Here is a 13,083-nt window from a genome sequence, read left to right on the forward strand (position 1 = left end):
ATCCTTAATCCTGCCGATAAGTTAAGATATTTTATGTAGTTAGGAACATCTATGAAGCTTACTGTGAGTCAACGTATCTGGGGTGGATTCATCTTTATCACCCTCCTCCTTTTGGTTATAGGTGGCAACTCTCTTGTTCGCATTGCGAATATTGATAGCTCGACGCAAAGTGTTAACCAACTTTCTTTACCTGCTTTAGATAAAAGCTCTGAGCTACAAGTTGAATTTGTGCTCATGAGTAAAGCAGCATTGGGCGCCTACAATAGCGAGGATGAAAAGTCCCTTGCTGAGCTAAAGCAAGCTTACAATAAAGAGCAAAAGCGCTTTGATAAGTCCATGGCTAACCTTATGGATGTGGTTGCTAATGAGCCAGAATTAAAACAGCTCGCGCAAACCGTAGAAAAAACTTACACCCAGTTTGAGGGCCAAGTCACTCAGCTGTTTAACAACAAAGCGAAAGCGCTAGCACTTCGCAACACACTGCGCAGCCAGTTTGACGATATCGACTTAAATGCAGAAGATGCCATTTCTGTGGTTCTTGATATTTCTGACTTAGACGGCCTAGAAGAAGACTCACCACGCGCTTACCAGGCAGTTACGCAATTGGAAAACAACCTCACCGCGATTGCCACCACAGGCAACGATATTCTGTCTGTTAAGAATAAACAAACACTGGAAATTATTAAGAACGACCAACTGTTTTATATGGACGAACTTGAACGCTCAATGGGGCTGATTGAAGAAGCTGTAAGCGCTAAAGATGCGTCGCTTTACAGTGATTTAAATACCTATGTGAGTACCATTAGCGATGCGGTTAAAGGCTCAAGTTCACTTGCCGCAAACAAGTTGGAATTACTTAACACCTTAGATAAAACCACGGTTAATCTTGAAAACTCAGAAGTAACCACTGAGCAGGCGATCAAAAACCTGACCACCTTAGTGAAGCAAGTGAATAACCTTGCCTTCAAGCAACAAGAAGGTGTACGTGCTGATGTCAGTGCCGCTAACCTGTGGACTTGGTTGGGCATGATCATAGCCACCATCATCGCAGTGATTGTTGCTTATTTCACCGTAAGCCGTATTACTAAACCATTGAGTGAGGTAAACAGCGTGCTTAATATTGTTGCCTCAGGAGATATGACGCAACGCTTAGACGACAGTGCACAAGATGAATTCGGTGAGCTGGCACGCAGTTGTAATACCCTAATTGACAGCTTGCGAGCTTTGATTCAAGGTATCATCTCGCGTTCAACGCAACTTGCTGCAGCATCAGAGCAGACGTCGACCATCACCTCTGAGTCAAGCCACGCAATCCAATCGCAGCGCGCTCAGGTGGAGCAAGCCGCGACTGCAACAACCGAAATGAGTAGTACTTCTCAGGCGGTGAACGACAGTGCTCAACAAGCACTGAGTGAGATTAAGAATGCCGACAGCGAAGCTAGCCGTGTTAAAGGGATCTCTAACCAAAACAAAGAGACTATCGAACAGTTGGCTATTGAAGTTGATAACGCCTCACAGGTTATTAATCAGCTGCATCAAGACAGCGCATCAATTGGCGGTATCTTGGATGTTATTCGTGGCATAGCCGAGCAAACTAATCTCCTGGCATTGAATGCTGCCATCGAAGCCGCACGAGCAGGCGAACAAGGGCGAGGCTTTGCCGTTGTAGCTGATGAAGTACGCTCATTGGCAAGTAAGACACAAGAGTCGACGCAAGAGATTCAGAACATGATTGAATCGCTGCAAACCGGCGCTCAAGCTGCTGTAGAAGCGATGTCGAAAGGCCGTCAACAAGCCGAGTCTTGTGTTGAGCAAAGTGAACATGCAACCACTGCGCTAGACTCAATTACTCATGCCGTTGCCACTGCCCACGATGTCAGCGAGCAAATCTCATCGGCAGCGATGGAGCAACAGCAAGTGTCGCAAGAAATAAGTGAGCGCTTGGAGCAAATTGTTTCTATCGCTGAGCAGACAGCTCAAGGGGCCGACCAGACTTCAGAATCAAGTACTGAAGTGGCCAAGCTCGCTGAAGAGCTGCGCCAGTCTGTAGACCGCTTTAAGGTTTAAACAGCTAAGTGCTGATGATAAGGGCCGCTTTAGCGGCCCTTTTTGTTGCTGCTTAATTATCCTCCTCTTACTGGCTGTTCCCTCGCGTATAAATTTGCTACATTCACAAAGCTGCTAAAGAGGATAAAAATGATGAAAAACAGACTCGTTGCACTATTAATGATGTGCTCTATACCTTGCACAGTATTGGCACAAACCACGGTTATTCATAATATAAAAGGCTATACACCCACTCAAAAAGGCGAGCTTGAGACCTTTGCAACCTTAGTGATTAAAGATGGCCGAGTGATCAATCGCGGCAAAGCACAACTTAGTAAAAGCTACCCTGATGCAAAGCGCATCGACGGCCAAGGTAAGGTGCTACTTCCTGGCCTTATCGATGCGCACGGTCATATCATTGGCTTAGGGCAAAACCTAATGCAGCTTGATTTACGTGGCGCAACCTCGGTTGCAGAGGTGGGCAAGCGTCTTCAAGCGTTCGCCGCACAGTCTGAACAGCCATGGATTATAGGTCGTGGCTGGAACCAGGAACTTTGGCCTGGAAAAACCTTCGCCAGTGCCGCTGATTTAGACAAGTTCGTAAGCGACCGACCCGTGGTATTAAGTCGCGTAGATGGTCATGCTATTTGGGTCAACTCCAAAGCCATGGAGTTAGCAGGTCTTGATACTGAGGTAACAAGCCCGGCCGGAGGTGAAATAATACGCACTGCCGAAGGGAGTCCGAGCGGCGTATTTATAGATAAAGCAGAGCAGTTGATCACAGCACACATTCCCAAGCGCAGCGAGCAAGCCCTCGCCACAGCCTTAGATAAAGCCGGTCAACATTTATTAAGCTTAGGTATTACCAGCGCCCATGATGCCGGCATCGATTTTGATACTTGGCAACTGTATAAACAACGTGCCAAAGACAACAACCTTCCGCTGCGCATTTACGCTATGCTCGGGGCCACCGATGCCAAGCTCGAAGCCATGCTCAAAGCTGGTAAAGTCGATGATAATGAAGACATGTTGGCTATTCGCAGTGTGAAAGTGTACGCGGATGGCGCGCTAGGCTCTCGTGGTGCCGCCCTACTGCAAGACTATGCAGACAGAAAGGGGCATCGTGGCCTGATGCTTGAGGACCAACAACAGCTCGAGGATATTTTCAGTTTATGCTTTAAGCATGGTTTCTCCGCTCATACCCACGCTATAGGCGACAGAGCGAACCAAATAGTGCTTAACGCCTACGAGAATGTCTTTAAACGCACAGGTGGTATTTTGCTACGCAACCGTATTGAGCATGCGCAAATTGTTGATACCGATGATATTCCGCGCTTTAAAGCACTTAAGATTATTCCTTCTATGCAGCCGGTTCATGCCACCTCTGACATGCATATGGCCGAGCAACGCTTGAGCGACTCACAGCTAGCAGGCGCTTATGCGTGGCGTACATTTCTAGAGCAAGGCTCTCGTGTGGCAGCGGGTTCAGACTTTCCCGTGGAGCTTGCGAACCCTTTCCATGGTCTTTATAGCGCTATCACACGTCAAGACCATCAAGGCTTACCTGAGCAAGGTTGGCGTCCTAAAGAATTGCTCTCGCGCGAACAAGCCTTGCGAGCATTCACACTAGACGCTGCCTACAGCGCCTTCCAAGAGTTTAAGGTTGGCAGTTTAGAAAAAGGCAAGTGGGCAGATTTTATCCTTGTCGACACCGACATTATTCATGCCCCGGTGCAACAGGTATGGCAAACCAAGGTGTTAGAAACTTGGTTGGCAGGCCAGCGTCGCTACCAGCGTCAGCCTGTGCTTTGACGTTTAGCCTGTGCTAATTTGTGCAAGTGATAGATGTTAACAACAGAGAGTAAGGCGTTGGTCAGTGCCACTGGCCACGCCGCAATGGCGACCCCATAGGCAGTGAACGCGATACAGCCGGCGAGATTAAACCAACGCAGTTTCACGACATCGCTCATCGCCAGTGACGTAACTAACAAAGCAGAAGCGACATAGCCTAAATATTCCCAGGTCATTTGTTCTCTCCTCTGCTTTAAGTTAGCATAAACCTCGCTTGTTATAAGCCATTGTCGGCGACATCGCGAGAATAAGATAAAAAAGCCAATTCACACCACTGAGTAAAAACGAATAAGTAAACACGGGAATGATTAAACCTATGACGGACTCAGTCTCTGTGCGTAAATTGGCATAAAAAAACGCTACATTTTCATCGTAGCGACATATTGGTGTAACAAAAAGGACAATTGTCCCAACGAGTTTTGACTATGTTTCAATATCATTTTTCTACCGACTTGGTAGAGCAGCTACTTCATTTCACTGGCAATCGCTACCAGCAGCAAAAAAAGGAAGTGCTATTACACCAAGATCAACCGCTTAAAAAGCTGGTACTGGTGCGCAGCGGTACCGTGTCTTTTAGCTACGATGTCGGCAATGGACGACGTTTGCTCTTAGGTCAACTTGATTGCAACAACACCCTGATTGGGGAAATAGAAGCGCTTAACAATCAGCCCTGTATCTATACCGTAACCTGCTTTAGCGATGTAAGTTATAACCTTATCGAGCTCAAACATTGGCGCCAAGTATTGTTAGAGAACCCCCAACTGAGCTTGTACACAGCGCAAACTATAGCCGCGAAGTTTCAGGAAAACCAAAAGGTTAACCTTGATAAACTGTTACTGCCGCTAAGCTATAATATTGCCAAAGATTGCTTAATGCGGGCACAAAACAACAACCCGACCTTGTTACGCGCCTACCCCACTGTGAGCGCCGAGGCTGAGCGCTTTGCTACCACGGAGCGGGCTTATCGACGCGTGGTTACCGAGCTGGTTGATAAAGGGCTTATTGTGCGCAGTAAAGAAGGCTTACAAACAATTGATGTGTCAGCTTTAGAGGAGTTTGTAGAAAGCTTCACGTAAGTGGGCTCAGAGCACTAGCCTGCCCACTTGGGTTGTAAAAATGGGATAAAAAAAGCAGCTTACGCTGCTTTTTTTAATCAACTAATAAGTCTTTAATGTTGGCTAAATCCGATTTACCTTCAATCAATTCCTCGGGGGTCAACCCTGAAAGTTCATGAGGGAATACCAGCCACTCATCCGATTCATGGATGTAATAGTCAGGCTTCATAGGGACTTTGGTATTTTTCGGCTTATAGTACGGGCAAGCTACGCGAATGTCTTTAGGCAGGTTCAAACGCATCAATTCTGCTAACTTTTCTTTTAATGCAAAAATACTGCGTCCTGAGTCGAAAACATCATCCACAATAAGGAGTGAATCACCCGCATTGGCATTTTCAATGATGTAATGCAAACCGTGTACTTTGATCTCTTTCGATTGCTTACCAATACCATAGTAAGAAGAGGTACGAACGGCGATATGATCGGTCTCTATCCCTTTATAATCATAAAACTCTTGTACAGCAATCCCAATAGGAGCACCACCGCGCCAAATACCAATAATAAAATCTGGACGGAAGCCGTCCTTATAGACTTGCGCAGCAACACGAAACGAATCTTCTAATAGTTGCTGTGCGGTAATATAAAGCTTATCTGACATAAGTTGCCCCTAGTTTGTGGTGGCTGAAGTTGAACACTGTGCTTAGTGTGCCGCCACCAAACGATAACGTGTGGCGGCAAATTCTATCGCATTTTCAGAATAAATGCTCTAGCCTTGCACTGGCGATTGCTTTTTACTGGGTAAAACAAGATTGAGCACGATGCCAAATATGGCACACAAGCTAACGCCTTGCAGGGCAAATTCATTACCACCTATTTGCATACCCCCAATACCCAACACCAAAATAAGTGCAATAATCACTAAGTTGCGTGGTTCACTCACATCCAAGTCAGCCTTTAATAACGTTTTTAATCCAACCACAGCGATAGAGCCAAACAACAAAATCATAATGCCCCCCATTACTGGGACCGGAATAGTTTGCAAACCCGCCCCCATTTTGCCTATAAACGCCAGCAAAATCGCGATAACTGCGGTCCAAGTCATAACCTTGGGATTGAAGTTCTTGGTCAGCATCACTGCACCAGTGACCTCTGAATAAGTGGTATTGGGCGGTCCGCCAATACTGGCAGCTAGGCTCGTCGCGACGCCATCTCCCATCAGTGTGCGATGTAAGCCCGGTTTTTTTAGGTAGTCTTTACCGGTAACCTGACTAATAGCCATCATATCGCCAATATGTTCAATAGCAGGCGCGATGGCCACGGGGATCATAAACGCCACGGCCTGCCACTTAAATTCTGGCGCGCTGAATGCAGGCACTGCGAGCCATTGGGCATTGTTGATCACCGCAAAATCGACTACGCCAAAGGCCAATGACAAGGCATAGCCAACAACAACACCCGCTAAAATAGGCACTAAACGCCACACTCCTTTGCCAAACACAGCAAAAACCAGCGTTGCCACCAGAGCCGCCATGGATATCCACATTGCATGATCATAGGCCACTAATTGGGCGCTGCCATCACCACTTTTGCCCATCGCCATATTCACAGCCACAGGCGCCAGCGCCAAACCTATAACCATGATCACCGGGCCGACAACCACCGGTGGTAACACGCGGTGCAGCATTTCCGTGCCCTTCAAGCGGACAAGTACGCTCAGTAACATGTAGGCGACACCTGCAGCCATTAACGCACCCATGGTAGCGGCACTGCCATACAATTGGTTACAGGCAATAATAGGTGCGATAAAAGCAAAGGACGAAGCCAGAAATACCGGAACTTGCCCGCGAGTAATAAGCTGAAATGCCAATGTGCCAGCCCCGGCACTAAACAATGCGACGTTCGCATCAAGGCCTGTTAATAAAGGAACTAGAACCAAAGCGCCAAAGGCGACAAACAACATTTGCGCGCCGGTGAGGATGATTTTAGGTGCAAATAAAGGCGTCATTAAACGGTACCAAAAATCTTGTCTCCGGCATCTCCAAGCCCTGGCACAATGTATCCTTTTTCATTGAGGTGGTTATCAACTGATGCAGTATAAATATCAATATCTGGGTGTGCTGCCAGTGTCTTTTCTATCCCCTCTGGGGCAGCGACTAACACGATCACTTTAATTTGTGTACAGCCTGCTTTTTTCAACATATCTAAGGTCGCAATCATTGAGCCACCGGTGGCCAACATCGGATCGATAACTAGGCTCAGGCGCTCATCAATATTGCCGACCAGCTTTTCAAAGTAAGGCACCGGCTCTAAAGTTTCTTCATTGCGCTCAAGGCCAACAACACTTACTTTCGCTGCAGGGATCAGGTGCATCACCCCCTCTAGCATCCCCAAACCAGCGCGTAAAATAGGCACTACGGTAATCTTTTTACCTTTGATGCTTTGCACTGACAATTCATTTCCTTGCCATCCATCAATGGTTTTATCTTCTAACTCTAAGTTTTGAGTGGCCTCATACGTGAGTAATGTTCCCACTTCCGATGCTAACTCACGAAAACTTTTGGTACTAATGCCGTGTTCGCGCATTAAACCTAGTTTATGTTGAACAAGAGGATGATTGATTACATGAACTGCCATATTGATTTCCTGAAACGTTGTCGTAACTGCTATTTTATCTCAGTATAGGAAGAGAACTGAATGGCTATCGCCAATTATAGGCAAAAAAAAACCATGGACTTGGCCATGGTTTCTTTTTTGTAGACGGTGCTTAAAGACCGGCACGGTCCTTAATGGCTGCGATCAGCGGTGAACCTGCGTGATTGCTTGTTGCCCAATTTAAATCGGCGCCATCTTCTAGTGAACTTTTCGGTAAGCTTTTAATGATGTACTCGCCGGTGTCAACTGCGTTGCTCGCAACTGCGTGACGGACTAGGTTGTTGCCATTACACTTTACAGCATCGCTGATATCACGAATCTTAAGGCGTGCTGAGCGCAGCGTCTTACGTAAACGGTTTTTATCATCTGCAGCAATATACTCACAGATACTAATAGCTAGGCGATCATTCGCACTTGCAGGAGTGGTATACAGCGCACTTCCAGCTAATACGGCAGTAGCGATAAGCGTTGACATTAATTTCATTTGTAGCACCCTTTAATACTTTTTTCTTACAAAGTAGACTAATAGTTTACCAACAAGCACTAATTTTATCAATCAACTCACACTTCTTTATTAAGTGTAACAAACTCGTAGTTATGTGGATTCGTCGCATCTTTACTATGGCTAACCCGCTCTACACAGCGCCACCGGCCAACTTGCTCATAATCAGGGAAACGAGTGTCGCCTTCTACTTGCAAATCAATAAAGGTCAGATATAAGGATGAGGCTAAGGGTAAAAACTGCTCATAGATATGCCCGCCACCGATGACCATTACCTCTTCAACATCCTCAACTTGCGCTAGCGCTTGTTGCACCGACGTAACCACTTCGGCTCCTTCAAAAGCATAGTCTGAGTTGCGGGTGATGACAATATTGCGTCGCCCTGGAAGCGCTCGCCCAATAGACTCTAGTGTCTTACGACCCATAATAACGGGCTTACCTAAGGTCACTTGCTTAAAATGCTTTAAATCGGCTGGAAGATGCCATGGCATATCGTTGTCTTTGCCAATTATGCGGTCTTTGGCCATGGCCGCAATCATCGATATTTTCACTACAGATATCCTATATACAAAAGGGCGCAAGTGCGCCCTTCATAACAGTTGTTAACGTTCGTAAATGATCTCTACGTCGTAGTCGTCATCATCCCAATCGTCCCAATCATCGTCATCACTGTCTTTAGTGGCATGACGGTGGTAGGTGTCCCACTTAAACTCAACTTCTTCTTGTTCTTGCTCTTGCGCGAATTTTTCTTTCGGCATGGACTCAAGAAGTTGCATAATATCTTGGCATAACGCTTGGGTGTTCAAGCCGCTCGCCGCTGAGATTTTATAAATATCATGCTCGACACCCAGCTCATTAGCAATGCGGTTACATACCTCATCTACTTCGCTTTCATCGAGTAAGTCAATCTTATTAAAGACTAACCAGCGCGGCTTGTCAGCCAACTTAGGGCTGTATTGGTGTAGCTCATTAATAATGGCAAACGCATTGTCTAAAGGGTCTGAGCCGTCAACAGGCAACACATCGATGATGTGTAATAACACTCGGCAACGCTCTAGGTGTTTCAAAAAGCGTATCCCTAAACCGGCACCATCAGACGCCCCTTCGATAAGCCCTGGAATATCAGCTATAACAAATGACTGCCCAGAGGCCGGACGTACTACACCGAGGTTAGGTATCAAGGTCGTAAATGGATAATCAGCCACTTTCGGCTTAGCTGCGGAAACGCTGCGAATAAAGGTCGACTTACCGGCATTAGGTAAACCTAACAATCCCACATCAGCAAGCAACATCAATTCAAGCTTGAGATTACGTACTTCGCCAGGTGTTCCTAGGGTCTTTTGACGTGGTGCACGATTGGTGCTTGATTTAAAGCGCGTGTTACCAAGGCCATGAAATCCACCTTTTGCTACCAGTAGTTTCTGTCCATGCTTGGTTAAATCCCCTAACCCCTCTTGCGTATCAACATCGGTGACTCGCGTGCCGACGGGCACTTTCAAGGTAAGGTCTTCACCTTTTTTACCTGTACAATTTCGGCTTTGGCCATTGGTACCACGTTGGGCCCGATGAAAACGCTCGAATTGGTAATCAATTAAGGTGTTAAGGTTTTCGTCTGCTTCTAAGTAGACACTGCCACCATCACCGCCGTCGCCACCATCAGGGCCGCCGTCTGGGACATATTTTTCGCGTCGGAATGACACCACGCCGCTGCCGCCGTCGCCAGCTTCTGCACGGATTTCGACTTCATCAACAAATTTCATGATTTTTCACTTAGCGGATCTGCGATTGAATACCTGTATTATACAAGTTTATATGTATTGAAAACAAAAAACCCCGCAAAAGCGGGGTTTTTCTGTAAGCTGGGTTACTGATTATTCAGCAACGATGCTTACGTATTTGCGACCTAGGGGACCTTTTTGTTCGAATTGAACTTTACCATTTGATGTTGCAAATAGTGTGTGGTCTTTACCCATGCCTACGTTTGAACCCGCGTGGAAACGAGTACCACGTTGACGTACGATGATGTTACCCGCAAGAACTGATTCACCGCCAAAGCGCTTAACACCTAGACGTTTACTTTCTGAATCACGACCGTTACGAGTACTACCAGCTGCCTTCTTATGTGCCATCTTTCTGTACCTCTAAATTAAGCGCTAATGCCAGTGATTTTAACTTCAGTGAACCATTGACGATGGCCCATCTGCTTGCGAGAGTGCTTACGACGTCTAAACTTAACAATCTTCACTTTCTCGCCACGACCGTGAGAAACAACCTCAGCTGTTACTTTACCACCGTTTACGAACGGGGTACCGATCTCGATTTTCTCACCATCAGCAACTAAAAGTACTGTGTCAAATTCAACCGCTGCACCAGTTTCTACGTCTAGTTTCTCTAGACGAATTGTTTGACCTTCAGTCACACGGTGCTGTTTACCACCACTTTGGAAAACCGCGTACATAATTAACTCCGTCTGTGCGCCCTCAAATCGACGCAACTAAATATTCTTCAATAGGGCGCGAAGTCTACGCTAAAACGCCCGGCTTGACAAGCTGTTTTTTCAATAAAAACTTGAAAAAATGGCGTCGATGAGGACATGAAAAAAATTTTCCTTATTCTATCTGTTTTTAGCCCGTTGCCAAGCAGATTAAGCAGTTTTTAATCACTTTTTTTAGCTTTGGCTTATTTTTACTGCTAAAGCTTATAAAAATGATGCTTTGCTGGGAAAGTGTCGAGCAATGGCAAAAATTCATGTACAATTCATCGCGCATTTCCTTGAACAACCGACAGTGGGCACGGAGTTAAATGGATATAAAAGCTATCCAGACGCTTATCGCTGACGATATGAACAGCGTCAATCAGTTAATACATGCGCAGATGCAATCTGACGTCGCACTGGTTAACCAGCTTGGTTTATACATAGTAAATAGTGGCGGCAAACGCGTACGCCCCATGTTAGCGCTGCTCGCAGCCCGGGCCTTAGGTTACCAAGGCGATAAACATGTCACCCTAGCGACTATCGTTGAGTTTATCCATACGGCGACCTTATTACATGATGACGTGGTAGACGAATCTGACTTACGTCGCGGCGAACCTACCGCTAATGCCGAATTTGGTAACGCAGCCAGCGTACTTGTAGGGGATTTTATCTACACCCGCTCTTTTCAGCTCATGGTCGGGTTAGGGCAAATGCGGATCATGGATATCTTGGCCGATGCCACCAATGTTATCGCCGAGGGCGAGGTTCTACAGCTAATGAACTGTAACGACCCAGATACCACCGAACAAAGCTATATGCAGGTCATCTATTCGAAGACCGCTAAACTGTTCGAAGCAGCCACTCAATTAGCGGCAGTGATCACTGAACAAGATGCACACGTTGAAGAAGCAATGCGCTTGTACGGTATGCACCTCGGTACCGCTTTCCAGCTCGTTGATGATGTGTTGGATTACAGCGCCGACGCCCACACGCTGGGCAAAAACATTGGTGACGACTTAGCTGAGGGTAAGCCGACGTTACCATTAATTTATGCTATGCAGCATGGCGAAGCGGCGCAGAAACAACAAATACGCGAAGCAATAGAGCAAGGAAATGGCTTAGATTACCTCGATGATATCTTGGCAACATTAACACAAACCAAAGCGCTTGATTTCACTATGCAGCGCGCTCAACAAGAAGCCGACAGAGCCATTTCGGCATTGGATTTTTTGCCTGAAAGCGCAGAGAAAGAGGCGCTTGTTGCCTTAGCGAATATCGCAGTCAAACGCGACCATTAATAGGTGCAAGTAAAAACACACTATAAGTAGTGCTTTGATAAAAGATTACTTAGATCGAAAAAGGCCAGCTAAGCTGGCCTTTTTTGAGCACGGTATTACTACTTATGCCATCGCATTTTGCAGCTTTTTCATCGCCGTTTTTTCTAGCTGGCGTACACGCTCTGCTGACACTTCATATTTTTGTGCCAACTCTTGTAGTGTCGCTTTCTCATCTGCAAGCCAACGCGATGTAACGATATCCTGCGAACGATCGTCCAGCGTTTTCAGTGCTGAGAATAAGCGTGCATGAGATTGCTCTTGCCATTGCTCCTGCTCTACACTTTCGGCTAAATCCGAAGCGTTGTCAGTTAAATATTGCACTGGCGAATAGCTTTGCCCGACACTGCTATCATCTTCGTCAGCACTTAAATCGAAGCCCATATCTTGGCCGCTCATACGTGATTCCATTTCACGTACTTCTTTTTCACTAACGCCTAGCTCGCTGGCCACTGTAGCCACCTCTTCTTGGTTAAACCAACCTAGACGCTTTTTGTTTTTGCGTAGATTAAAGAACAGTTTACGCTGCGCTTTAGTGGTCGCAACTTTTACGATGCGCCAGTTTTTAAGCACATATTCATGGATTTCAGCTTTGATCCAGTGTACGGCAAAAGACACCAAACGCACTCCCACACTGGGATCGAAACGTTTAACTGCTTTCATAAGGCCAATGTTGCCCTCTTGGATTAGGTCTGATTGTGGCAAACCATAACCACTGTAACTTTTGGCAATATGGGCGACAAAACGCAGATGCGACATAATCAGGTGCTTTGCAGCCTCTAGATCGCCTTCTTGCTGTAATCGAGTCGCTAACCGACGTTCTTCCTCGGCCTCGAGCATTGGGATGGTGCTAACAGCCTGCAAATATCCTTCGATGCTCGCGCTTTGTTGGCCAACCGTTAATGCCATTGCATTTAAATTCGTGCTCATTTTTCACCTCGGGTGATCAATCTGTCCATTTAATTTAGCACTCTTTAACCGAGAGTGCTAATCGCATTGTAACCTTTGACCTTATGCATATCAAGAAGTTCTACAAATCTTCTTAATGCGCTTTAACTTAATGATAAAAAAGGAAAATAAGTTGAGATGTTCAATTGTAACTAAGAAAGATGACAAAAGAATAACAACAACTTTTAAATTCAACCTAGCAAAGAAGCCCTGAATTAG

14 protein-coding genes are annotated in these 13,083 nt (G+C 46.1%); 4 read left to right on the forward strand and 10 right to left on the reverse strand.

Annotated elements, in window-relative coordinates; translation table 11 throughout:
* Positions 1-51: 51 nt before the first annotated feature.
* Positions 52-2,067, forward strand: a complete 2,016-nt coding sequence (locus W04_RS14880) for a methyl-accepting chemotaxis protein (protein WP_053911390.1) — start codon at positions 52-54, stop codon at positions 2,065-2,067.
* A gap of 129 nt (positions 2,068-2,196) precedes the next feature.
* Positions 2,197-3,858, forward strand: a complete 1,662-nt coding sequence (locus tag W04_RS14885) for an amidohydrolase (RefSeq protein ID WP_053911392.1) — start codon at positions 2,197-2,199, stop codon at positions 3,856-3,858.
* On the opposite strand, the gene W04_RS14890 is transcribed toward W04_RS14885, so the two are convergent.
* Positions 3,843-4,073 (reverse strand): YgjV family protein, encoded by a 231-nt coding sequence (locus W04_RS14890; RefSeq protein ID WP_053911394.1) that lies wholly within the window; start codon positions 4,071-4,073, stop codon positions 3,843-3,845. The genes W04_RS14885 and W04_RS14890 overlap by 16 nt on opposite strands.
* A 249-nt stretch (positions 4,074-4,322) precedes the next feature.
* Here W04_RS14890 and W04_RS14895 point away from each other — a divergent pair, with 249 nt between their 5' ends.
* On the forward strand, positions 4,323-4,973 hold the full coding sequence (locus tag W04_RS14895) for a Crp/Fnr family transcriptional regulator (RefSeq protein WP_022946356.1): 651 nt from the start codon (positions 4,323-4,325) through the stop codon (positions 4,971-4,973).
* 73 nt (positions 4,974-5,046) lie between these two features.
* Here W04_RS14895 and W04_RS14900 read toward each other — a convergent pair whose 3' ends face one another.
* The 8 genes from W04_RS14900 to rplU all read right to left on the reverse strand — a co-directional run bounded on the left by W04_RS14900 (position 5,047) and on the right by rplU (position 10,564).
* Entirely contained in the window at positions 5,047-5,610 is a 564-nt protein-coding gene (locus W04_RS14900) for a phosphoribosyltransferase (RefSeq protein WP_022946357.1), read from the reverse strand.
* A gap of 108 nt (positions 5,611-5,718) precedes the next feature.
* Positions 5,719-6,957, reverse strand: a complete 1,239-nt coding sequence (locus tag W04_RS14905; protein ID WP_053911396.1) for a uracil-xanthine permease family protein — start codon at positions 6,955-6,957, stop codon at positions 5,719-5,721.
* A complete protein-coding gene (gene upp, locus W04_RS14910) occupies positions 6,957-7,586 on the reverse strand; it encodes a uracil phosphoribosyltransferase (RefSeq protein WP_053911398.1) in 630 nt (209 codons plus the stop codon). Before upp ends, W04_RS14905 begins: the two co-directional genes overlap by 1 nt.
* Before the next feature lie 130 nt (positions 7,587-7,716).
* Positions 7,717-8,088, reverse strand: a complete 372-nt coding sequence (locus W04_RS14915) for a DUF3718 domain-containing protein (protein WP_022946360.1) — start codon at positions 8,086-8,088, stop codon at positions 7,717-7,719.
* 77 nt (positions 8,089-8,165) lie between these two features.
* Entirely contained in the window at positions 8,166-8,645 is a 480-nt protein-coding gene (folA, locus tag W04_RS14920; RefSeq protein ID WP_022946361.1) for a type 3 dihydrofolate reductase, read from the reverse strand.
* Positions 8,646-8,708: 63 nt separating this feature from the next.
* Positions 8,709-9,866, reverse strand: coding sequence for an Obg family GTPase CgtA (gene cgtA, locus W04_RS14925; RefSeq protein ID WP_045979625.1), 1,158 nt, complete (start codon positions 9,864-9,866; stop codon positions 8,709-8,711).
* 111 nt (positions 9,867-9,977) lie between these two features.
* Positions 9,978-10,235 (reverse strand): 50S ribosomal protein L27, encoded by a 258-nt coding sequence (gene rpmA, locus W04_RS14930; RefSeq protein WP_022946363.1) that lies wholly within the window; start codon positions 10,233-10,235, stop codon positions 9,978-9,980.
* A 17-nt stretch (positions 10,236-10,252) separates the two neighbouring features.
* Positions 10,253-10,564 carry a 50S ribosomal protein L21 gene (gene rplU / locus W04_RS14935; protein WP_022946364.1) on the reverse strand — a complete coding sequence of 104 codons (312 nt, stop codon included), beginning with the start codon at positions 10,562-10,564 and terminating at the stop codon, positions 10,253-10,255.
* 344 nt (positions 10,565-10,908) lie between these two features.
* Here rplU and ispB point away from each other — a divergent pair, with 344 nt between their 5' ends.
* Entirely contained in the window at positions 10,909-11,880 is a 972-nt protein-coding gene (ispB, locus tag W04_RS14940) for an octaprenyl diphosphate synthase (protein WP_053911400.1), read from the forward strand.
* A 102-nt stretch (positions 11,881-11,982) separates the two neighbouring features.
* Here ispB and rpoH read toward each other — a convergent pair whose 3' ends face one another.
* Positions 11,983-12,846: an RNA polymerase sigma factor RpoH gene (rpoH, locus tag W04_RS14945; protein WP_053911402.1), complete on the reverse strand. Its 864-nt coding sequence runs from the start codon at positions 12,844-12,846 to the stop codon at positions 11,983-11,985.
* Between the last annotated feature and the right edge of the window lie 237 nt (positions 12,847-13,083).

It is taken from the genome of Pseudoalteromonas sp. SW0106-04, from assembly GCF_001293805.1.
GTDB classification, from domain to species: domain Bacteria; phylum Pseudomonadota; class Gammaproteobacteria; order Enterobacterales; family Alteromonadaceae; genus Pseudoalteromonas; species Pseudoalteromonas ruthenica.